At 60.7% G+C, this 23629-nt stretch carries 15 protein-coding genes; 8 read left to right on the top strand and 7 right to left on the bottom strand.

All coding sequences use genetic code 11. The features are described 5' to 3' along the window. The first annotated feature begins 11 nt into the window (after positions 1-11). From DNK49_RS02545 to DNK49_RS02535, 3 genes are all read left to right on the top strand, one after another. Complete coding sequence (locus DNK49_RS02545) at positions 12-632, top strand: hypothetical protein (protein ID WP_133255074.1); 621 nt, start codon at positions 12-14, stop codon at positions 630-632. Between the two features lie 113 nt (positions 633-745). Next, a complete protein-coding gene (locus DNK49_RS02540) occupies positions 746-1495 on the top strand; it encodes a hypothetical protein (protein WP_110522726.1) in 750 nt (249 codons plus the stop codon). Between the two features lie 237 nt (positions 1496-1732). Then, a complete protein-coding gene (locus DNK49_RS02535; protein ID WP_110522725.1) occupies positions 1733-2365 on the top strand; it encodes a hypothetical protein in 633 nt (210 codons plus the stop codon). 211 nt (positions 2366-2576) lie between these two features. On the opposite strand, the gene DNK49_RS02530 is transcribed toward DNK49_RS02535, so the two are convergent. The 5 genes from DNK49_RS02530 to DNK49_RS02510 form a co-directional block, all read right to left on the bottom strand. Continuing rightward, the gene (locus tag DNK49_RS02530) at positions 2577-3440 is read right to left on the bottom strand and encodes a nucleotidyl transferase AbiEii/AbiGii toxin family protein (protein ID WP_110522724.1); all 864 of its coding nucleotides are present in this window, start codon (positions 3438-3440) and stop codon (positions 2577-2579) included. Then, positions 3437-4204 carry a type IV toxin-antitoxin system AbiEi family antitoxin domain-containing protein gene (locus tag DNK49_RS02525; RefSeq protein ID WP_165843253.1) on the bottom strand — a complete coding sequence of 256 codons (768 nt, stop codon included), beginning with the start codon at positions 4202-4204 and terminating at the stop codon, positions 3437-3439. Before DNK49_RS02525 ends, DNK49_RS02530 begins: the two co-directional genes overlap by 4 nt. Positions 4205-4340: 136 nt before the next feature. Continuing rightward, positions 4341-5306, bottom strand: a complete 966-nt coding sequence (locus DNK49_RS02520; RefSeq protein ID WP_110522722.1) for a helix-turn-helix transcriptional regulator — start codon at positions 5304-5306, stop codon at positions 4341-4343. Positions 5307-5324: 18 nt separating this feature from the next. Next, positions 5325-6104 (bottom strand): ADP-ribosylglycohydrolase family protein, encoded by a 780-nt coding sequence (locus DNK49_RS02515; RefSeq protein ID WP_110522721.1) that lies wholly within the window; start codon positions 6102-6104, stop codon positions 5325-5327. A gap of 13 nt (positions 6105-6117) precedes the next feature. Further along, positions 6118-6402 (bottom strand): hypothetical protein, encoded by a 285-nt coding sequence (locus DNK49_RS02510; protein ID WP_094269320.1) that lies wholly within the window; start codon positions 6400-6402, stop codon positions 6118-6120. Positions 6403-6532: 130 nt separating this feature from the next. Between DNK49_RS02510 and DNK49_RS02505 the strand changes: the two genes are divergently transcribed. Then, positions 6533-7465: a 3'-5' exonuclease gene (locus tag DNK49_RS02505; RefSeq protein WP_279386399.1), complete on the top strand. Its 933-nt coding sequence runs from the start codon at positions 6533-6535 to the stop codon at positions 7463-7465. A gap of 56 nt (positions 7466-7521) precedes the next feature. On the opposite strand, the gene DNK49_RS02500 is transcribed toward DNK49_RS02505, so the two are convergent. Together DNK49_RS02500 and DNK49_RS02495 are read right to left on the bottom strand one after the other, a co-directional pair. After that, positions 7522-8172, bottom strand: coding sequence for a HugZ family pyridoxamine 5'-phosphate oxidase (locus DNK49_RS02500; RefSeq protein WP_110522720.1), 651 nt, complete (start codon positions 8170-8172; stop codon positions 7522-7524). A gap of 22 nt (positions 8173-8194) precedes the next feature. Continuing rightward, the gene (locus DNK49_RS02495) at positions 8195-8671 is read right to left on the bottom strand and encodes a hypothetical protein (protein WP_207806867.1); all 477 of its coding nucleotides are present in this window, start codon (positions 8669-8671) and stop codon (positions 8195-8197) included. A gap of 330 nt (positions 8672-9001) precedes the next feature. Here DNK49_RS02495 and DNK49_RS02490 point away from each other — a divergent pair, with 330 nt between their 5' ends. Genes DNK49_RS02490 through DNK49_RS02475 form a run of 4 tightly spaced genes read left to right on the top strand, consistent with a single transcriptional unit; the run spans position 9002 to position 23629 of the window. Then, positions 9002-11950 carry a DEAD/DEAH box helicase gene (locus DNK49_RS02490; protein WP_110522718.1) on the top strand — a complete coding sequence of 983 codons (2949 nt, stop codon included), beginning with the start codon at positions 9002-9004 and terminating at the stop codon, positions 11948-11950. A gap of 2 nt (positions 11951-11952) precedes the next feature. Continuing rightward, positions 11953-17193, top strand: coding sequence for a DNA methyltransferase family protein (locus DNK49_RS02485; RefSeq protein ID WP_110522717.1), 5241 nt, complete (start codon positions 11953-11955; stop codon positions 17191-17193). A 53-nt stretch (positions 17194-17246) separates the two neighbouring features. Continuing rightward, positions 17247-22130, top strand: coding sequence for an AAA domain-containing protein (locus tag DNK49_RS02480; RefSeq protein ID WP_110522716.1), 4884 nt, complete (start codon positions 17247-17249; stop codon positions 22128-22130). Continuing rightward, positions 22127-23629 carry a hypothetical protein gene (locus tag DNK49_RS02475; protein ID WP_110522715.1) on the top strand — a complete coding sequence of 501 codons (1503 nt, stop codon included), beginning with the start codon at positions 22127-22129 and terminating at the stop codon, positions 23627-23629. Before DNK49_RS02480 ends, DNK49_RS02475 begins: the two co-directional genes overlap by 4 nt.

Raw genomic sequence — 23629 nt, 5'->3', positions numbered from 1 at the left:
CCGGACAGGACATGAAGATGAAGAAAAAGGGTAACGAGCGAGCCCAGGCTCGCAAGCAAGGACATGAGACGACCCAGCAGCGCGTAGAGCGTCTCTACGATAGTGATGGTGGTCCGCTTCTGGCCTGGCTGATTGACGAAGCCCGTTGCCGCGGTATGGCGATGAATGAGCTGGCGGCTGAGTTGGGCGTGACTTACGGCTATATCAACCAGCTGCGCTCTGGCATTCGACAAGTCTCGTGCATTGGCCAGGAGTTTGCCGATTTGAGTGCCCGATTCCTGGGCGTGCCGGCTGTCGTCGTAAAGCTTCTCGCCGGCCGTATCCGGATGTCGGACTTTGCCTGGCCGCAAGAAGGGGAAGAGATGCTGATTGAGCGGGCGTATCGACAACTGAAAGCCGACAGGACCGCCTCTCAGCACCTTCCCGCGAACGATGCTGTCTTGAGCCTCGAAGCCAAACGGGCGCTGGTGATGCTGTACGGTGAGACCAGCGGCGCTGACGTTCTCGGCCTTCGCAAGCTCAGCTGGATTCTCGAGTACTTGCAGCGCCCCGCGCTGATACACAACGAGAACGAAGTCGAGTCGTTGCTGCGTAAAGGAGAGCTCAGTCCCAGCCCGGCGCTCTATGACTGAAGACGGAAGCTAGCCTGATTCTCTGCGGACCCCAACCGGGTCCGCATTTTTTCGACCGGAGGCATGGTCGCTATACGCGTTGCAGGACATCCATTTACTCAGGAGCAACGTGTATGAAAAATACCTTTGACATTAATCAGGGCCGTGCCTTCCTCGAAGCCGTTCGTCAGCACGACACGGTGGGGAAGGGGGTCGCCACAGAACTCTTACTGACCGCGAAACGCCGCAACGACGACTTCGCAGGTTGTGCGGCAGGCGTTGGGGTCATGCAGACCACGCTCCTGCAGTGGGCTTTTGGTATGCGTGACATCTTTGGAGCCGGTGCTGAGCTCGTCGAGCGGATTCAAGACTATCTCTATGTCGACCTGGGCGTACTGCAAATCGCAGTGGGCAGACTGACCGTGCAAGACTTTGAGGTCAGTACGCCGCACCGTCCGTGCGACGACATCCGAGGCCACGCCGAAACCTGGCTGGCAACGGACTACGCCATGGCGCTGCGGCAACTCGCCGTGGAGTTCGCGTATCCGCAGATGCCCCGGGCGCTGGCGGACTTCCCCCCGCTGGAGCTGGTGAATGGTGAGGAATCCAGCCAGGAGTGGGAGGCGCTCGAATCCGACCTCTCGCACGGGAATGCACTGCTGCGTTGGGTTGCTCACACGGGCAAGACCGTCTGCTGCACCCCGTACGGCATGTGCAAGCACCTTCGCCGACCGCCCTGTTGGGTTCATCTGATATTCACTGGCCGCTTGTCGGCGGCTCATCTCTCGAGTCCTAACCTGGAAAGGCTCGCTCACTTTCTGTCGGTTCCGCAAGCCGCGGCCATGGCAGCGGCGGGTCAGCTGGGCCAAGCGGTCTCGTCCTGATGTGTGTCCGTTGCCGACGCCCACTCGGTAGCTATAGGTCGTGCAGGGCATCTGCGAAATCAGAGGAAACGTGATGAATATTGAGAAGTGGATAAGTGTGTCCCGAGGGTATCTGCTGGGGACTGCCAAGGTCGCTCAAACCACGTCTGAGTACCGGTCGGATGACCGGGAGGAAAGGAGGCCACAGACTTTTGAGCCGTGCTCGACGGAGGGTCGGTTGGTTATGGGAGAAGCTGAATGATGGACACCATGTCGAAACACCCCCTGAGCGCGTTCATGTCGCCGGAGGGGCGGACGGAAGTGACCGAGCACGGAGATGTTCAGCTTTTCGCGAGCGTGCTCTTTCAGCCGCGGGGTTTGGACGATGAACTCAGCGAGGCGATAGGGGGATTCTTTGGCGCCTTCGAATATCTCGTCGGCGCGCATGTCAGTACTGGATTCCTCGACAACCTGGGGCGGGAGGAAGTCTGCAAGCGGGATGCTCGGGTCCTGACAAACGGGGCAGACGGTCATGTAATGGTGTTCCGTATCCAAGTTGGAAACGCCCAGTCAGTGGTCTGCGTTCCGATGGCGAACCGGGGGCTGGTGGAGTACCTGACCGGTTGCGAGCGAACTGGCTTCATGCCCGTGGTGGGGTGGTGTCCCGAGTGTGACGTCAAACTGCTCTTGCACGTTCCAGTCGAAAAGGCGGACATCAAGCAGCTGAAGGCGCTTGCTCGACAGGCTGGCCAGAACCCTTATGACATCGAGTGTTTGAGGCTTGCCGACCTGGCGACCCGCCTGGCTCACCACGAGCGGACGTCGATGATTGAAGGCTTTGACCTGGAGGAAAGGGTGATTTCCTGCGTCGTGCCGCGCATGCAGCACTGACAAAGACTCCATGATTCGGCGGCGAGCTTCGGCTCGCCGCTTTTTTCCGCTCTGCGTCGGACGAAAACAACTTCCCGGCGCTACGCGCGGTCCAGGATATTCACGGTTGCGGTAAAAGATAGCGAAGACGTCTTCTGGTTGCGGTGAGGACTTCCCCGCAGCCGAAACGGATGCCGGGGCCGACTCCCGGCATCCTAGAGTGCCGCGTAGGCTACTCGGGCAACTGGCTTATCAGACGCTCAATGACCACTACCGAGGCCGCTGCAGGGGTGTAGTTAAGGCTTTTTTTGAGCAAGGGGTCCATGTCACGGCAGAACCCCACCTTGTCTGCCAGGCAGCCCTCGAGGTGCGCCAGGAATTCGCTGCGAGGTACCGTTGTGGATTCTTCTTTCATATAGTGCCTGAATGCATCGAGTACCTGGGCCGTGTCTACCGGCAAGGCCGATTGGGCTGTGAGCGCCCAATATAAGTCAAACAAGTCCCGCCCCTTCTTGCGTTGAAACGTGGCCCTCATCTTCGTCGCCAGCATTTCGTTCACGTTGAAAGACACGATGGAGGCGGCACGGGGCTCACCTCGGAAGGTCAAAGAAAAGGGCAGGCGCTGCAACTCGAACCGTGGCGTGCGCTCCGTAACATTCACCTCGACCTCAATTGTTAGTGTCCTTGCGGGCTCTACGACGCTTTGGACCTTGAAAACGCAACGCAGAATCCGGGAAGGCTTCGCGGCATTCCGGACAGCCAGCTTCAACCAGGCCCACGTCGATGACTTCTCCTTGCCCAGGACCGGGCGAAGGACCCGCGTCAAAGCCCTTTTGATATGTGACTCTGGTCGCTCCCCTACAGCCACAAGGTCGATATCCTCCGAGTAGCGCACTGCAGGAGCCAAGTGCACCTTGTGGAGTACTGTGCCGCCACGCATCGCCACCTGGGAGGACAGAAACGCGTCGTTGAATATGGCGGTCATCGCTAGACTGAGCAGCAGGTCCTGTTCCACTTGGTAGAGTTCAGGCCACTGCACCGTTTGCTGGTGAGCCAGGACATCCTGGTGCGTTAGTGCAATAGGTTGAACGGTCATTTCAGTCCTATATTGTCATCAACTTGCCAGGGTTGTTGCCCGCACGAGCCCATCGTGGGCGTAGCGGTCTGCAAAAGCACGGTTCGCAACTTTGACGGCAAGCTGGTCTGGATGAGCTTGGCGAACCGGTTTGCACTAAGGGTGTCGAGGACGTAGCCCATTCTCTGTCGCACGACCACAGGAGCAAGCGGCAAGGCGCGGCGCCACCCTTCGACGGTCATCACCGGCAGTAGGCCTGCGATAACTTCAGCCGCTCGTGCGACACCGCCAACGCAGTGCTGGAACGCCAGCAAGTCCAGGGCGGTCGCTTCGGGGCTGCTCACCGCAAGCGGCGCCGCTAGCCCCTTGATTGTGGATAACGGAGTGTCGAGTAGGCGCTGCTTTACGTGGAATTCGATGTGTAGGTTGCCGACATCGAGTGCGCGCGTCGGCACAGTTGTCATGACTTGTGTGACCTGCACCGCCTGTTGGGCAGAGCCGTGCAGGGCTGCGGCAGACAGCAGGCCAACATAATAGGGCTGCTGGCGCAGCCGACAGTAGTCGGCGAGCCAATAGGCGATAGGTGGGGCGCCTCGCAGTCGGTACTCAGGGGGAACGACGAGATAGCAACTGGGGCGACCCGGTAGTCGAACCACTCTGTCGGCCAAGTGTTCTAACTGACGCTTGACGGCCAAGGTGGTCAGCCCGCTCAAGGCCACCAGTTCGGGCTGACTGGCGACAAGGCGACCTCGCCCTTGGAACTCGTCCAGCAGACGGGATACCACTCCGTGAGCGCGGGTGGGAGAGAGGGTAGAGTCAATAGCGGGCATTGTTCAGTATGTTTGCAAAAAGTACCTAATTTAGGTGCAATTTGCAAACCATTTTGAGCGGGGAGTCGGTGTCCTGTGTTGTCCAGCGACGCTAAACCGACGACAAACCCTGCTCCAGCAGCCCCCGGATGCGCTCCCGCAGGCTCTGTGGCGCAATCACTTTCACCGCTGGCACATGCCGCATGATGTCCATTGCCAGTTCGGTCGGATTGCTGAAGGGCACCTGCAGCCGATATCGGCCATCGTCCAGCACCTGACCTTTCTGGTCGGGGTGCCACACTTCCTTGCTCACCCAGCGTGCCTGTTCAGAAGTGAACTCCAACTCGGCCCACTCCACCTGCTTGCCTGAGAAGATGCCGTAGCCACCGTCGAGGACCCGGGCAATGTCCTTGTCGCTCGCTTCCTTGGCTTTCTCGGTCGAGAGGGTCACGCTGCGGATGGCATCCAGCGCGAAGCTGCGCAGCTCATTGCGCAAGTGACACCAGGCGTCCAGATACCAGGCCTCGCGGTAGAAGGTGAGCCGCTGCGGGGAGACTTCCCGGGTGACGGTCTCGTCCCGTGCCCGCACATAATGGTCGATGGTAAGCCGCCGACGCTGCAGAACGGCGGTCGCGATTGGGGCAAAGTGCTGGGAATCGTGGGTGCGTCCGGCCTGGCGGTGGAAGCGGATGCGTTTGTCGATATCCTCGATGGGCAGCTCGCCTTCGCCGAGGATGGCACGCAGGCGGGTAAGCAATGGCTCAACGTGCGCAGAAAGAAGTCCCGGCTCCAGGTTCTTCAGCATCTGCCGCATGGTCAGCAGGGCGATGACTTCGGACGCGTTGAACCAAAGGCCTGGCAGTTCATAACGCGGACCGGAGGCGGGGGCATCGAACCGGTAGCCGCCCGCATCACGGTCCCACACGATAGGCGCATTGAAACGTTCTCGGAGGTACTCCAGGTCGCGTTTGAAGGTGGCCAGTGACACCTCCAACTCGTCCAGGAAGGCTTGCACCGGTACAACCCGGCGTTCATTGAGCAAACGGTCGATGTGATAGAAGCGTTCGGTGCGGTCCATGCGTGTCCTCGCGAATCATCACAGAAGCATACCGGCTTTGCGATACAGCAGCGTCATCGTCTCGCGCATGTCCTTGTGCAGATAAGTCCAACCGCGGTCGGCAATCTCATCCGGGATGCCGAACAGCGCTTCGGCCACACCCCCGGCAATGGCAGCCACCGTGTCGCTGTCACCGCCGATGGAAATCGCGTTGCGAATGGCGTCTTCGAAGTCGGTGGCGGTCAGCACACACACCAAGGCCTGCGGCACCGTCTCCTGGCAGGTTTCGTTGAAGCGGTAGGTCGGCCGGATGTCGTCTGGCGTGCGCTCAAGGTCGTAACCGAAGCGCTCGGTGATGGCGACCTTGATGTTCTGCGGCGTGACCCGGTGGCGTGCCAGGAAGATGGCCAGTGCGGTGGCCTCGGCTCCCTTGAGACCTTCTGGGTGATTGTGCGTTACCTCCGTTACCTGTTTCGACAGGACAGAGACCTCATCCACCGAGCGGGCCAATAGTCCAGCGGGTGACACTCGCATTGCCGCGCCATTGCCGTAGCTGTTATAGGGTTCCAGCCCCGGTGACTGCAGCCAGCGCGAGAACATCCCGCCCCAGCCGCCAACCTCCCAGTAGCGCAGCCCCCAGTCCTTCAGCGCCTCACCCGCGTGGCGCTCATTGACCAGCGCATCCGCGACGGCCAACGTGCAGATGGAGTCGTCGGTGAAGAAGGCCTTCGGATGAAAGAGCGGGCCGAAGTTTTTCCGTCGGTCATTCTGGAACTCGTAGACCGACCCGACGATGTCTCCAATCACTGCTCCAAGCATGGTGGGCGCTCCTTCAGTTGCGGTTGATGCGATGCGTGCGATGGCCGACCGTCACGACGGCGCCGTCGGTGTCGACGACCGCATACACATCGAGCGCGGGCTCAAGCCGACCATACGTTTCGGCTCCCAGCATCCTGCGCAGGCGTTGGCGACTCTTGTGCGTCAGATACACCACGCGCGCGCCACGCTTGTCGTACTCATGCGCGCCATAACGCATCAGCAAGGGCAGAACGTCCTCGGGGATGCCGCGCTGCTGCAGGCGGCGGGTGGCATGATGAGTCATGGGCAGGTCGAACATGGCGGGCCTCCACGTGCTGGGTCAAGGTAGTGCCATTGTGCAGAGGGTAGTGGCTCACTACGCGAGCTAGAGCAGCCGCATTATCGCAGCAGGTGGCCGGTCGCTATACCTGGCTCCAGGTCACAAGAGGATGAACAAGGTGAATGTGATGAGAAATACCGATGCCATCGAGCAACTGGCGCGTGAGGTGGAGCAGCATCCCGACTACAAGGTGCTGCGCCGTCTTCAGCCCCGGCGCAGTTTTGGCGTCTGGGATGGCGAAGAAGGGGTCGTGCAGGTGGCCATCGTCGACACCGAGACGACCGGCATGAATGCGGACCGGGACGAAATCATCGAGCTCGGGCTTGTTGTCGTGGCGGTTGGGGCACAGTCAGGGCTGGCATTCGAGGTACTGGAGAGCTACGGCAGTTTGGAAGAACCCCGTGGCCCGATACCACCGGAGACGACCCGGGTGCATGGCATCACTGACGCAATGGTGGCCGGTCAGCGTATCGACGACCTGCGGGTGGAGGCGTTGCTCAAGAATGTTGGGCTTGTCATCGCCCACAACGCGAGCTTCGACCGGCGTTTCCTGGAGAAGCGGCTGCCTGTCTTTGCCGGACTGCCCTGGGCGTGTTCGGTGAAGGATGTCGCCTGGTATGAAGAGGGCTTTGGCTCGCAGAAGCTCGACTACATCCTGATGCAGTGCGGCTACTTCCACGAGGCGCACAGGGCCGAGGCCGACTGCCTGGCGTTGCTGGAGGTGCTTCAGCGCCCGCTGGAGAAGGCAGGCGGCGTGGCCATGCGGCAACTCCTCCGCGCTTCAACACAGAAGAGCTACCGCATCTGGGCGGTGAACTCGCCCTTCGAGGTGAAGGACGATATGAAGGCTGTGGGTTACCGCTGGGATGCGGTCATGCGATGCTGGAACCTTGAAACCAGTGAGGGCGCACTGGAGGAAGAGCTGCAGCGGCTGAAGCTGTTGGCCTATCCCAAGCGGCCGGCAAAGATATCGGTGGAGGTGCTTGATGCACGGGTTCGGTTCAGTGACCGTCCGGGTATCAGGGAAGAACGTGTGATTTGAAACAGAACTGATTCCGGAGGCGGCCCATGTGGCCGCCTCTGTCTTGTCGTCCTTCCTCAACACAGCTCCGCAGCAAACCGGGGTGCCGCGGTGGCAAAGCGTTCTGCGGTGAGCGGTGCGTCCGGAAAGCGCTGCCGGTGCCGTTCTCCCTTCACCTCATAGTCGATGCCAAAACAGTCCGCACCGAGAAGTTTCACCTGGACACTCAGCTGCGAGCGCGTGTCCTTGAGGAACTGCTCCTCCAGCTCGGTGGAAAGCATAGGCAGGGCAGCCCAGTCGGCTTCCTCGACCCAGCCCATACGCCCGACGCCACCGATGTAGCGAATTCGCTTGGGCCGCAGGCGGAAGAACATGAAATCCAGTGCGAGCAAGTCTTCAGTTTTGGGTAGGTAACGCAGGTAACGCGCCCTCAAGGCCTCGTTCGGTTCGAAGCGTTCGGCGTCGGCCACCAACGTCAGGCGGGCGGTGTCCTGCACGTCGTCTGCGCCCGGCTGCACGACTGACAGGCTCACCCGCGGGTCGGCCAGCACGTTCTTGGTGTGTTCGGCCAGCGCGCTGATGCACAGCACCGGGTTGTGGGCGGCATCCAGCGCATAGGGGATGACAGTGGCGAAGGGGTAGCCGGGGAGTGCAATCGAATGCGTCGCCAGCGTGCCGTAGCCGCAGAGGTGAAGAAGGGTGAGAGGGGGTTCGGGCAAGAGTTTCATGCGATGTCATCCAGTGATGCCGCTATCTGGAAACTGCGGAAGGATGAATGTCCGGACGGTAGCCGTTCTTCATTGCTGCGACTGTGCTGGCTGGTGTCAGCACCCGGAACTGGCCACTGAGCGTCGGGAGTGGTTGTCGTGCCCCGTAGCCCGAAAAGGACCAGGCATAAGCGTCGCCGCCGAGTAGCAGATAAAAGGTGCCGCTTGAAAGGTGCTTCACCAGCACGCCATCGGGCAACGTCCTGAGCTGGTCAACGCCCAGTAGCGGTCGCTGCCCATCGCTGCGTTCACGCTTCAGACAAGCATCGACCTCACCCGCTTTCACCCCCTTCTCGGGCCAGGCGGCGAGGAAGGCCTTGTAGCGGTCTCGCCGGCACTCCGCGCAGGGACGGTGGCCGGCCGCCAGGGCGGTCGCTTCATCAAGGAAGAAGAGCTCGGTGTACTGGCCGGGTTGCATCAGGGGTCGCTTGCGTTCCTTGAAATCAAGGAGGCAAGTCACCCAGGCGTCCCGCTTCGAGTTCGCCACAATGTTCCGTCTTCCATCATGCAAACAGCCACGGTTGCCCATCAACGTTCCTCGGGCGGGTGAGTGGCAGATGGCTCCCTCTGGATTGACGCGGTTCTGCAAGGGCATGTCCGTATTTCCTTGGTGGTGTGTGCAGCATTCAGGAGAGCTGGTTTGACCCATCATGAGGCATGACTGGCTCACCTGGTGAGCTGCTGGTGGGTGAAAATCATCCAGCGCCATGGGGCGTCGGCAGATATGTTACATCTGCCATAATCCATGCGAATCCAGATAGGCACCTCACATACAACGGCGAACTGATTGATGCTCCCCTATGCCCCCGGCTCCCGCGTCGTCATCCGCGACGAAGAATGGCTTGTCCGCCGCATCGACCCCGCTACCGATGGCGGCTGGCTCCTGACCTGCGATGGCATCTCCGAACTCGTCCGCAGCCAGTCAGCGCTGTTCCTCACCACGCTTGAAGACGAGATTGCTGTTCTCGACCCCGAGAAGACCGAGCTCGTACCCGACGACACCCCTGCCTACAACGCCAGCCTCCTGTATCTGGAGAGCCTGCGCCGGCGCAACGTCGCCAACGACGATAAGGTGCACCTCGGTCACCGTGGGGTCATGAACCTGGTGCCCTACCAGCTCGACCCTGCGCTGCAGGCCCTGCGTCAGCCGCGTTCGCGCATCCTGATTGCCGATTCGGTTGGTCTGGGCAAGACGCTCGAAGCCGGCGTGCTTGCCACCGAGCTGATTCAGCGGGGCAGGGGCAAGCGCATTCTGGTGGTCACGCAAAAGGCCATGCTGACCCAGTTCCAGAAGGAGTGGTGGAGCCGCTTTTCCATCCCGCTGGTGCGCCTGGATTCGGTGGGTCTGGCGCGGGTGCGTAACCGCATCCCGGCCAACCACAACCCGTTCAACTACTTCGACCGCAGCATCATTTCCATCGACACCCTCAAGAGCAACCTCGAGTACCGCAACTACCTCGAGAACGCCTGGTGGGACATCATCGTCATCGACGAATGCCACAACGTTGCCGCCCGTGCGGGTGAAAATGGACTCTCGCGCCGTGCCCGGCTCGCCAGGCTGCTCGCCACCCGCTCGGACACGCTGATGCTGCTCTCGGCCACGCCGCACGACGGTTCGGCGCGCAGCTTCGCTTCGCTGATGAGCCTGCTCGACCCCACCGCCATCTCTGACCCGGACGACTACACACCCGACGACTTCCGCAGCAAGGGGCTGGTCATCCGCCGCTTCAAGAAAGACATCCGCGACCAGGTCAGCGCCGACTTCCAGGAGCGCATCACCAACTGCCTGCGGGCGCCTGCCAGCGCGCAGGAAGAAGCCGCTTACCGCGCCCTGCTGGAGATTCCCTTCACCCAGGGTGGCGAGCACAAGACCGGCAAGCAGCAGGAGCTGCAGCGCATCGGGATGCAGAAAGCGTTGTTCTCCAGCCCGGCCGCGGCGCTGGAGTCGACCCGCAAGCGCATCGCCTTGCTGCAAGGGAAGGCCATCCCGACCGCTGAGGAGGCGAGCGAGGTCGAAGCGCTGCAGTATTTTGAAGAGACGCTCGTCCCGCTGGCCACAGACCCCGCGGCCAGTCAGTTCAGCAAATACCAGCGCCTCAAGCAGCACCTGCAGTCGGCCGACTTCGGCTGGGAGGTGAAGAGTGCCGAAGACCGCCTGGTCATCTTCTCCGAGCGCATCGAAACCCTGCGCTGGTTGCGCGAACACCTCACCACCGACCTCAAGCTCAAGCCCAACCAGCTCGAAGTGCTGCACGGCCAGATGGCCGACACCGAGCAGCAGGAGCTGGTCGAGCGCTTCGGCCGCCTCGATGACCCGCTGCGCATTCTGCTGTGCTCGGATGTCGCCAGCGAAGGACTCAACCTGCACTATTTCTGCCACCGCCTGGTGCACTTCGACCTGCCCTGGTCGCTGATGGTCTTCCAGCAGCGCAATGGCCGGGTCGACCGCTACGGCCAGAAGCATCAGCCGCACATCGTCTATCTGTTCACCGAGACGGTGAACGAGAAAATCAAGGGCGACCTGCGCATCCTGGAAATCCTCGAAAAGAAGGACGAGCAGGCCAACTTCAACCTGGGCGACCCGTCCGCCTTCCTCAACGTCTTCGACCCGGACAAGGAAGCCGAGAAGGTTGCCGACTTCATGGCCGAGGGCCTCAGCCCGGAAGCGGTGGAGGCCACGATGGACGAAGCGGCGGCTTCGGATACCGGCAATGACGGCGACTGGCTGATGACCCTCTTCGGCGGCGGTGCCACGGAGGACGCGATGCCAACAGGCGCCGCGGGCAGCAGCCTCGACCACATCGCCGAGCCGGCTTCGCTTTTCGACAGCGACTACCATTACGCCAAGACCGCGCTGACCCTGCTCAACCAGGGGCAAACCTTGTGCCAATGGAACGCCGAGGATACCGAGCGCCTCATCGCGCTCACCGCGCCGCTCGACCTGCAGGACCGTCTGCGCCAGTTGCCGCGCGAGGCCCAGGCCGACAATGACCACTACGCCCTGTGCGCCGACCCCAAGCGCATGGCAGACGCCATCGAAGCAGCCCGGCAGGCGCGTGCCGAGCAAGACACCTGGCCCAAGCTGCACTACCTGTGGCCACAGCACCCCATCGTCGAATGGCTGGGCGACCGCGTGCTTACTCACTTCGGCCGCCACCGGGCGCCGCTCTTGCAAAGCCACAAGCTTGCGCCGGGTGAGCAGGCCTTCATCCTCATGAGCCTCATCCCCAACCGCAAAGGCCAGCCCATGCTGGTCGAGTGGCAGGTGGCCAGCCGCGTGGGGCAGGGCGCTTTTACCTTGGAGCCTTTCGACACCTTCATCGCCCGCGCCGGCCTCAAGGCGGGCGGCCTGCCCAACCGCGGGCACACCCCGGAACTTGCCGCCACCACCCAGGCCATGCAGAGCGCCTTGCCCGCTGCGGTGCGCACCATGCATGCTTACATGCTCCAGCAGCAGGCTGCCTTCTCAGTCGAGCTCGCCCAGCGCCTCGAAGGCACGCTGGCCGACTTGCAGCGCCTGCAGGGTCGCCAGTTGGAGCAGCTCAGCCTCGACCTCGAAAAACAGCTCGAAACCGTCAAGCGCGGCCGCTTCGAACAGCGTAGCCGTGACATTCACCGCGTCTTTGATGATTACCGGCGCTGGGTGGAAGACACCCTCACCACCGAGCCCCAGCCCTGGATTCAGGTGCTCGCCGCCGTCTGCAATCCCAGTTCCACCGCTGCCGTTGCCGGAGCCTGACCATGCCTGTACTTGAAGCCGTACAAACCTTCGCCGGCATCACCAACGAAAACGAGTTCTACAGCCACCACTACCTTGCCGAAGTCTTCAAGGGCGACATCAAGGCCCGGCTCGATGCCTGGGAGGCCGCCGAAACCAGCCAGACCGACGAAGCCGGCGATGAACGCCACCGCGCGCCCCACAAGCGTCTGCAAGCCTGGGCGCAAAAGTGGTTTGCCCTGCGCAGCCAGGTGCACCGTGCGGCCGATGCCGCCGAGCGCTGGCGCCTCTTTACCCAGCTGCAGACCGGCCTGCTGCAGGCCCTCGGCCACGCCGCGCCGGGCAAGCTGCCCACCGCGCACGAACTCGCCACCGGCCAGCCCTTGCCTTTCTGGCAGCTGCAACTGCCGCAGCTCGCCATCATCCCCGCCTACCAGCCCGGCGCGGAGAACGAAGACCTGCTCGACCACGGCCTGCTGAGTCTGCACTACGGCGGCGAGCAGGTGCCGCAAGCCCTGCGTCATGAAACCTGGGCCGACCTGCTTTCCGACACCGTTTTCGGCGCCGACACCCCGCCGCGCTACGTGCTGCTGTGCGGGCTCGACGAGTGGCTGCTGCTCGACCGCTACAAGTGGCCCAACAACCGGGCGTTGCGCTTCAACTGGGCCGACATCCTCGACCGCAAGGACGCCGACACCCTCAAGGCCTGCGCCGCGCTCTTGCACAAGGACTGTCTCGCCCCTGGCGAAGGCAACAGCTTGCTGGAGAGCCTGGACGAAAACGCCCACAAGCACGCCTTCGGCGTCAGCGAAGACCTCAAGCACGCCCTGCGCGAAGCCATCGAGCTGCTCGGCAACGAAGCCGCTCGCCAGCTGCGCGAGCAGGCCATCGCAGCCAAGAAAGGCATTTTCAGCGGCAAGGACCAGCTCGATGCCGGCGACCTCAGTCTGGAATGCCTACGCCTGGTCTATCGACTGCTCTTCATGTTCTACATCGAGGCCCGCCCGGAACTCGGCTACGTGCCCATCGGCAAGAGCGACATCTACCTCAAGGGCTACAGCCTGGAGAGCCTGCGCGACCTCGAGATGCAGCCGCTCACCACGCCGCACGCCCGCGAAGGCTTCTACTTCGACGCCACCCTGCGCCGTCTCTTCAGCTTGGTAGCCGAAGGCACCGGCCTGAGCGGCCCAACCCAGCAGGCGCTGGGTGTGGCTGGCAACAACAGCGGCAGCACCGTCGCCGGCGCCCGCGAAACCTTCGCCCTCGCGCCGCTGGACAGCCGCCTGTTCGACGACAGCACCCTGCCGCTGCTGGGCAAGGTCCGCTTCCCCAACCACATCTGGCAGACCGTCATCCGCCTCATGTCGCTCACCCGAGGGCAGGGCCGGGGTCGGCGCAGTGGCCGGGTCAGCTACCAGCTGCTCTCCATCAACCAGCTCGGCGCGGTGTATGAGGCGCTCTTGAGCTACCGCGGCTTCTTCGCGTCCGACGATTTGTACGAGGTCAAGCCCGCGCCCAAGAAGGGCAAGGCTGCCGCCGAAGACGATGACGCCGACAGCGACGATGAAGGCAATGACGAGGACAACGACAGCGAGGCCGCCGACGACAGCGCCGGTCGCGGTCGCCGCAAGGGCAGTGGTGCCGCCTCCGACGCCGACAAGCTCGACACCGCCTGGTTCGTGCCCGCCAGTCGCCTCTCTGAATACAGCGAAGACGAGCGGGTGTATGACCTCACCGACGCCGGCCACCGCAAGCTGCGCATGTACCCCAAGGGCAGCTTCATCTACCGCCTGGCCGGCCGCGACCGTCAGAAGAGTGCCAGCTACTACACCCCGCAGGTGCTCACCCACTGCCTGGTCAAGTACGCGCTGAAGGAACTGCTCGCCCCGGAAAACGGCCGGGTGAAGCAGGCCGACGACATCCTCACCCTCACCGTCTGTGAGCCCGCCATGGGCAGCGCGGCGTTCCTGAACGAGGCGGTCAACCAGCTTGCCGAGGCCTATCTGGAGCGCAAGCAGCAGGAACTCGGCCGCCGCATCCCCCACGACCGTTACCCGCAGGAACTGCAGAAGGTGCGCATGTACCTCGCCGACCGCAATGTGTTCGGCGTGGACTTGAACCCGGTGGCGGTGGAGCTGGCTGAAGTCTCCCTGTGGCTCAACGCCATCTATGGCGAGCTGGACGAAGAGGGCAACCCGGTCACCGACGCCCAAGGCCGGCCGCTGCCCGCGCGCGTGCCCTGGTTCGGCTACCAACTCTTTGCTGGCAACAGCCTCATCGGCGCCCGCCATCAGGTGTATAACGCCGCTGCGCTCAGGAAGGGTGCCAAGCCCGCCTGGCATGAGGAACCTCCGCGCCGGGTCACATCGGAGAACCCGCGCAAGCCGGACGAAATCTGGCACTTCCTGCTGCCGGACCCCGGCATGGCCAACTACACCGACAAGGCCGCCAAGGCCCTGTATCCGGAGGACTTTGAGCGCCTGAAGAAGTGGCGCAAGGACTTCACCCGCCCCCTGGAAGCGCACGAGGTCGCCCGCCTGCAGCAGTTGAGCGAGCGCGTGCAGGCCCTGTGGCAGGAACACACCCAGGCCCTGGCCCGCGACCGTGAGCGCACCGAAGACGCCCTCGACCTCTGGCCGCATGTTGCTGGTGCTCAGGCTAACGCTCCTGGCGAGGCCATCACCCGCGCCCAAAAAGAAGCCATCCGCCGCGCCGGCCTCTTCAACGAAGATGGCGACTACGCCACCCCCTTCCGCCGCCTCAAGCTGGTGATGGATTACTGGTGCGCCCTGTGGTTCTGGCCTATTACCGACAGCGCCCATCTGCCCAGCCGTGAGGAATGGTGGCTGGAGGTTGGCGCCATACTGGAAGGCAGCGTTGTCGACATCACGCCGAATCCTGGGTTGCAGCTGACATTTTCCCAGCCTGTTTCCAGGACGCCTGGCCCTGTGAACTTGGTTTTCGGTGCTTCTCAACAAAGTTTGGCGGGTTTTGAGAATCTTGATGGAGAGGCGCAGGGGGGGGAGCAAAGGCATCTGCACGACAAGTTCGGCCAGCTGCGCATCAGCAAGCTGCGCCAGCACTTTCCGCGTATCGGGGAGGTCGAGGCAGTCGCCGCCGCCCAGCGCTTTCTGCACTGGGAGCTGTGTTTTGCGGATGTGTTGCTCGCGCGCGGCGGCTTCGACCTGATTCTGGGGAACCCGCCCTGGCTCAAGGTGGAATGGAACGAGGCCGGTATTCTGGGTGAGAAGAACCCGGTGTTTGCGGTGCGCAAGGTCAGCGCCAGCGACCTGGCCAAGCTGCGCGCGCAGGCCTTCGCCGACTTCCCCGGCCTGCAGGTGGCATGGACCGGGGAATTGCAGGAAGCGGAAGGCACGCAGAACTTCCTCAATGCGGTGCAGAACTACCCGCTGCTGAAGGGGGTGCAGACCAACCTCTACAAGTGCTTCATGCCGCTGGCCTGGGGGCTGAGCAGTGGGCAAGGGGTGACGGGGCTGCTGCATCCGGAAGGGCCGTATGACGACCCGAAAGGTGGCAATTTGCGTGAGGTGGTGTATGCACGGCTGCGGCGACATTTCGGCTTCGTCAACGAATTGCAATTGTTTGCCGAGGTAGACCACCACACCAAGTACAGCGTGAACATTTACGGCTCGCTTTGCGACCAACCCGGCTTCGACCACCTCGCCAATTTATTCACCCCGATAACGGTGGACACCTGCTACCTGCATGACGGCAGTGGCGTGGTCGGGGGCTACAAGAACGACGCCGGAAAATGGAACACCGCCGGCCATCGCGACCGCATCGTGCGGGTCGATGAAGTGGCGCTCGCCACCTTCGCCCGCCTCTACGATGAACCCGGCACCCCGGCGTGTCGCGCCCGTTTGCCGGCCCTGCATGCCGGAGCGCTGAACAGCGTGTTGCAGAAACTCGCCGCCTATCCGCGCCGGCTGGCGGATTTGGGTGACGATTACTTCTCGACGGTGATGTTCGACGAAACCTATTCGCAGCGGGACGGCACCCTCATCCGCCGCCCCATCAGCGATGCCGGCTTCCCCGCCAGCCCGGAAGACTGGGTGCTCTCCGGCCCGCATTTCTTCCTCGCCAACCCCTTCAACAAAACGCCGCGCAAGGTGTGCACCGCCAACGGCCACTACGACGTCCTCGACCTCGAAACCCTGCCCGACGACTACCTGCCGCGCACCAACTACCGCCCCATGGCCGACCGCGCCGAATACCTGCGCCGCACGCCCCGGGTGAGCTGGGTGGAAGAGGGCGAGACGCAGGGAAGGCCGGTGACGGAGTTTTTTAGGCATGTCCACCGAAGAGCAATTGGTGCTTCCTCGGAGCGCACTGCTTGCCCGGCAATACTACCGCCCAAGGCAGCGCATATTGATGGGGTCTTCTCGATTACTTTCCGAAAACTGCACCAGAATTTGAGCTTTGCGATTGGGATGACTTCAGTTGTGGTTGATTTCTTGGTCAAATCAACCGGTAAGAGTGACCTTCGGGGTGACTTGGCTGACAAGTTGCCACTTATCGAGGCAACTCCTTCTGCGTGTAGCCGCTTTGTGGCCCTCAACTGCCTCACCACCCACTACGCCCCCCTGTGGGAAAAAGTCTTCGACCCCGACTTCGCCGACCAGCGCTGGAGCCAGCCCGACAACCCGCGCCTGCCGCAGGACTTCTGGCCCAGCCTCACCCGCGACTGGACCCGCCACTGCGCCCTGCGCAGCGACTACGCCCGCCGCATGGCGCTGGTGGAAATCGACGTGCTGGTGGCCCAGGCCCTTGGCCTGACGCTGGAAGAACTGCTGCTCATCTACCGTGTGCAGTTCCCGGTGATGCAGGGCTACGAGCGCGACACCTGGTACGACATCCATGGCCGCATCGTCTTCACCAACAGCAAGGGCCTGGTCGGCGTCGGCCTGCCGCGCAAGGGCAGCCGCAGCAGCCCCAAAACCCGCATCACCACCCCCGACGGCAAGGTGCGCGAAGGCAACTTCGGCTGGGAAGACCTGTGGACCTACCCCGCTGAAGGCGCCGACGAGGCCACGCTCAAGCAGGGCGGCACCCCCAAAGTGCCCGACGGCACCGTCATCACCCAGTGGGTCACCGACGACACGCTGCCCGGCGGCCCCCGCACCGTCGAACGCACCTTCATCGCCCCCTTTGCCCGCGCCAACCGGGAAGAGGATTACCGTATCGCCTGGGCGTTTTTCGAGGAGCAGATGCCTCAACGTGTGGGCTCCGAGCTCACTCGATAGTGCGGGATTTCCGAGAAGCGATGCTGAAAACTTAGACCAGGAATAGTGATAGCGTGGATATCAAGCTTATTAAGAAGACCGGTGTCCCTAAGGCTGAAGTTGAGGCGCACCAGCAGATACAGAAAGAGTTTAGTAGCACTTCCTTCAGCAACGGGTGGCGTGGCTACGCCTCTTTCGCCATCAGCCGAGGCGGGAGAGGAGCTGGCGATGATGATTTTGATTTGGTGTTGCTTACGCATAACGTTGTCATCGTGGTCGAGCTTAAAAACTGGCACGGTAGGTTGTTGGAGTCTGACGGACAGAAGTGGTACGTGGATGGCGAGTCGAGGGATACGTCCCCGGTCCTTAAAGCCAATCTGAATGCAAAGCGACTCGCAAGTTTGATGAAGCAGAAACTTGGGACGAGCTACACGCCATTTGTTGCCTCTCTCGTTGTGATGCACGGTAACGTCAAAGAGACGAAGCTCACACCCGATGAGGAGAAGTCGGTCCTGACGATGACCGAGTTTCTGTCGCTGCGTTACGAACAGGTTTTCAAGCAGTACTTTTGGAAGCGGCCAAACTTCAACCCTCTGGATTATTTAGAAAAATACGACGAGTTCTTCGAGGGGCCCTCATTCAAGCCAAGGGACTATCTGGTCGATGGGTTTCGGCCAGAGAGTGCCCCCATATTCGTTCACCCGAAGAAGCTGTATTCAGAGTTTCGGGCCAGTGCCAAGGATGACCCACTGAAGCACGCGTTGCTGCGCCAATGGGACTTCACAGCGATTGGGCTTGACCTCATTGGCGAGCGCGACCGAGCTTTTGTGGGCCTTCGGGAGCAGCGGGTCTATGAGTATGTTGCGGAGAAGAACGAAGAGCTTTCTCTCAGCCTGATGCGCCCCATCAGCCGCAAGTCTGAACGGGATGTGACTCTCGACTTCGCTGAGCTGTTTTCGCTCCCGGGCCGTGTGACACGATTAGAGGAGTTTAAGCACTCGGTACTTCCGAAGCTCTCCGCGGACGAGCGGCTGAGTCTGGTGAAAGCGGTCTTTCACAAGTTCAGCGAGTTGCATGACCTGAATGTGGCACACCGTGACATCGGGGACCACAGCATTTGGTTGGACAGGTCAGCGAAGGTCGTCTTGTCAGGCTTCCCGGCGGCCTACTACCCGGAGATGAAGACGGTCGGTGCCTTCCGCGAAAAGGTCAAGGTAGAGCAGTCAGTCCTGCCTGAAGATGACCAAAGCGATGCTGCGGCGACTCCCTATCGTCGCGATGTTTTTATGCTTGCAGCCTTGGCGCATCTCATTCTGTTCGGAGAGCGCCCACCAAAATCGACGGATACCTATGTCTGGTCAGACAGAGCCGAGGCAGGCTTCAGTACTGCGGTCACTGAGGTTATCAAGAAGGGGCTTTCGCCAGCATCAAGTGAGCGGTACCTCAACGCTCGAGAAATGTTGGAAGCGTTGAACGCCGCGACCGCAAACGCCCCGCTTCAGATTGTCGATGTTGCTGCCTTTGAATCCTACCGCGCCAACAGTAGGGAACGTGATTACGAAGAGACCGACATATTTGAGGGAGCCAAGGAGTATTTGTACTTCCGGTCGACCACGGAACACGGCGACCACTTTGTCAAGGTTTGGTACGGAGTAGAGCCAGACCCAAGGAAGCCGGACCTGTCGTTGCGCCTTTTGTCTTTTCTCGAGCGTGCGCGTGTAGTCAAGGGAATGAAGATTCCGGGGCTGCATGGCGTCGTCGATTTTGGCCTGTCCAGAGGGAGCCTATTGTTGGTGACAGACTGGGTCGAAGGACAGTCTCTTTCGACTTGGCTCTCGGCATCACCTTCATACGAGGCGCGCTTGCGGGTTGCCCGGTCACTCGTGCAAACCCTAACAAAGCTTCATGCGGTGGAACTTTTCCATGGCGATATAAACCCTGGCAACATTGTGGTTTGCCCTTCTGGTGATGCGGTGCTTGTAGACGTTTTGGACTTCAGAAGAAGCCAAGACGATGCTTACACTACTGGATATCTGCCAGATAACTACAAGTCGCTGAACCCGACAGAGCGAGACCGATACAGTCTTGCGGCCGTACTCGTCGAAGTCTTGGATTCCAGCCGCAGTGCGCCGACTAACGGTAGCCTCCCGATTCCTCGTGTTTATGAAGAGTTGGCGAACCTTCTCGGCGCCCACACGCTGTCAACCCTTGACCCGCTCTCAAAGGCGTTGGATAAGGTTGGAGAAGGCGAGAAGTCAGAAGCGCAACGCTTCACGGTAGTCGTTCAGAACCTCGCTTACGTCGGAGTCCCTGCAGGTGTGCTGCGGAGCGACAACGGAGCTTTTCACGTTGCGGCTCAACGTGACCGCCAGTCTAAAGGGTGCATCCGCTTGTACGTGACCGGCGTTGGCTGCCAACTCACCCTGATATGGAATCCAGCGAAGGAACTCGTCGAGTCGGTGAAGGTGAGCCGCCTGTCCCAGAGCCAGCTGTTGCGCTCCCAAACGATGAGAGATGCGTCTGTCCGCATGGAAATTCAGCTCGTCGAGGGACCCGCATCGGAGGCTCAGGACCTTGTCTTGTTTTTACTGGACGATGCGCAGGTCAAACGGCGGCTCCCGGCCGGCGACGCCGGTACGCAGGCGACAGATACGGATTCCGCCGCAGAGTCTGAGGAAGAGGGCGAAGCCTTGGCTTCCGTAAACGCCGGCCCCGTTCCAATACGGGAGCTCTGGAAGACGCTTCTTGATGCTGAGGAAGATGCCTTCTTCACAGTCACCGTTGCTGGGGATAAGAGAAGCAACCCTGAACGCCCCGGGCAACTCTTGATTCCGTATCACGCCGATTCCGGTGTCTTGAACTACGAGCCGCCCGATGTGGTGGCCGTTGAGAGCCAAGGCAGCGATGGAGTCTGGAGGCCCTGTGGTCAACTCAATTTGCGTGATACGACAGTGGGTGCGTACGCGGAGTTGGCCATCGACCAAGCGCATGTCCGTGCCAACTTCAAGATAGGTAGTCGGTTGCGTCTCATGAGTACTAACGAGAAGGCGTCATTCACGCGAAGGCGGTTCGCAATTGAGCGAATCCTTCAGGACAAGGCGGTAGTGCCGAACCTCATCTCTTACTTTGACGCTGAACCTTCTGCCGAGCTGGTGCCGCTGAAATTCTCGGCGCCTTCCGACCAAGACTTGGAAGTATATTCAGAACATGGGAAAAGCCTTAATCCAAGTCAGCGTGAAGCATTCAAGCGCGTTCTTGGCAACGGACCTGTGAGCCTTCTTCAGGGGCCGCCAGGCACGGGAAAAACCTGGTTTATCGCGTCTTTGCTGCACTACTTGATGACGAAGGAGGGGGCACGGCGCATCCTGCTTGTTAGCCAAGCGCACGAAGCCGTCAACAACGCTTTAGAGAAGGGTATGGAGGTCTGCCGCACCATGGGCGTGGACTTCAACGCTGTCCGACTTGGCGCGGAGTCAGTAGTCTCCGACGCGATACGGCACCTGCATGCTTCATCACTCGAAAACGCATATCGAGAGTCGTTCAAGGCGGAGCAAAAGGAGCGGATTGTTGAACTTGCGACTGCATTCGGGCTGCCGAAGGGATATGCCTCTGAAATGGTTGACCTTCACCAGAGGCTTGGGATGTTGTGCGACCGAATTGAGACCTTACAAGGGCGTACTGTCAGGGAAGACGAGCGGTCTATAGCGTTGATAGACGCACGAGTGCGTGCGCTGAAGGAATCGCTATACGACATCGCTGCTGACTTCTATCAGGTCGATGCACAGGTATCTCCAGTCGAAATCTTGAACAAGATTCGTGACGGTCTGGCCCAAAAATACGAAGTTCGCTCGCAGGACGCCATCGAAAGGCTTCTCCGGATAATCAGATTGTCTGAGGATTGGGTCGCTGCCTTGGGTTCGTCTGACGCTAACTTCGCCGAGTTCTTGGCCAAGTCTCGGACCGTTGTTGCGGGCACTCTCGTCGGTGTCGGCTACCGTGGTGCGGGAGTCGTCCAAAACATCTACGACTGGGTCATCATCGACGAAGCCGGGCGTGCTGCGCCCAGCGAGTTGGCCGTTGCGATGCAAGCTGGTCACCGAATCCTTCTGGTCGGTGACCACCTCCAGCTGCCGCCGACTTTCTCGGACCAAGTTCGCGAAGCAGTTCGTGAGCGCTATGGTGTTGAGGACAATTCATCGCTTCTTCGGAGCGACTTTGAGCGGCTCTTTAACTCCTCCTATGGTAAGCAGGTCGGAACGACATTGTTGTCCCAATACCGGATGGCGCCCGATATCGGCGAGCTGGTGTCGGAGTGCTTCTACGGCGGCAAGCTTGAAACTGGCAGGGGCTCTCCGCCCGAGTATTACGACTTGCTTCCCGAGCATCTCTCAAAACAAGTGACCTGGATTGACACCTCGACGCTTGGTCGCCGTGGCTACGAGCAGCAAAGCGAGGCCCGCGACGACACCTGGAACACTGCGGAGGCGCACGTGGTTATGAAGTTGCTGCAGCAGATTGTCGAGTCCGATGACTTCATGGCGTTTATGGCGGAAGACCTCAACCCTCAAGAGCCACCCATCGGCATTATCTGCATGTATAGCAGGCAAAGGTCGCTCATCGACAAGCTAAAGGCCGAAGCGGCTTGGCTCGGGTCCGCGCGACGTCTCGTAAAGGTCGATACGGTGGATAGTTATCAGGGTAAGGAGAATCGTATCGTCATCCTCTCCACTGTCCGAAATAACCCAGATGGGAGGATTGGCTTCCTACGCAGCCCCAATCGGGTGAACGTTGCCATGTCCCGCGCCATGGAGCGGTTGTTTGTAGTGGGTTCCAGAAAGCTGTGGCAGGGAAAACACGCAGATACCCCGCTGGGACGAGTGCTCAAGTACACCGAACAACTCGCCGAACAGGGACGCGCATTGGTCCTGCCCGCCGAGCAACTGGGAGAAGGAGCATGAGATTTCCATCTGAGTTCAATCGCGTGACCTTCGGGCTTCCCGTGGAGACTTTTCGAGTCGATGCATACATCGCACTGGAGGAACGTCTCCCTGTTGTGACTGAGTTTGTTCTGCGGCTTTTGCATATCTGTGGTGCGGTCAACATCAGCGCGTTTAGGAACTACTTCGGCTTCACGGACAGCGAAGCATTGGCTGTCCTTGACTCATTAGTTCGGCAGGGTTTGCTTGAGGTCTTAGAAGAAGACGTTCAACTGAGTAGATTTGCAATTGAGCGTTTTGAGGAGTCTGGGGGTGACCATCCGCGGTTCAGTAAGGTTGAACTTCGAAGCGACACGGTGACCTTTGACCTCATTTCATTCACCCCCCTGCGGCACCCAGCAAACGAAGCCATAACCGATAATCCCCTGAAGCTGGAAACATCAGATGAGTCGATTAGCGAAAGTGCTGAGCGCGCCCGCATGGCCTACCGCCAGCGCTTCCCCGAGGTGGCGGCGCTTCGTGGCGACCTGCGAGACCGTTCATTTGGCGTGTACTCGGTCGAAGACGTTGAGAGTAGGCGTCGCACCTACATTCCCATTCCTGTCAGTTTTGCGCTTGACAGCGATGGCCAGGTTCAACGGCAGATTGACCAGACATTCGAAAGAGTTGCGCCGCCTGAACTAGTGCAATTCGTGAATGAGCAAGTCACGGCAGCGATTCCCCGGACTATCGCCCTTGGCGGCTCCGAACTCGAGGAGTTCATCGATACCTTCGACTTGCCGCTACTTCGACAGTACCTTCAGGGCAAAAAATTTGACTTGTTCCGGTATCTCACCGAAGTTCACGTGACGAGAGCAGTACGATACCCGGTAGGCATCGAGGCCGTCTTCGGTAATCTTTACCTGCAAGAGAACCGCGAACGAATCGTTGCCCGGATTAAGGAGCGTCGCCTCGGGCACCGTCGGCACGGACCATTACTCACATCACTGGCGTGGCTTACCCCCGATGACCTGCTTTGGGGGCGAGGGGACGCCTTTTCCCAGACCGTGTTGGGTTTCTCGACGCTACTGCGGGGCGATGGGGGCGCTGACAACCTCCATGTGTTGAGTTACGCCGAGCAGGGGCAGGAACAGGCTGTCTTGAGTCGTTTCCGGGTGCAAGGGCTGACCGAACTTCACTTCTCGCGTCCTCTTCCCCCGGACGGCATGCTGATGGGGGGACGGCTGGAACTGATGCTATATCCCGCCGGCTTCATGGCCGCAGTCATCCACTTGCCTAGTCCCGGGAATCCTGGGCTTTGGATGCCTATTGGCTTCCTCTCTGCGACTCCAAAACATTTGGACCTTGCGCAGAAGTTGTTGCGAAAGGCGATGGGTGGAAGACGTTATGGTCGCAAGGCGCGATTTTCGGTTAAAGGAGCTGAGGCGTCTCCCATGACGTTCGAAGATGGACTTCCGTTCCTGAACTACTGCGGCTTGGTCGGCCGCAAACACGACGAAGCAGAGCCTGAGGAGTCCTGA

Source organism: Parazoarcus communis SWub3 = DSM 12120 (assembly GCF_003226565.1).
GTDB lineage: Bacteria > Pseudomonadota > Gammaproteobacteria > Burkholderiales > Rhodocyclaceae > Parazoarcus > Parazoarcus communis.
The sequence above is the reverse complement of the archived record's forward strand: the minus strand, read 5'-3'. Positions and strand labels throughout refer to the sequence as shown.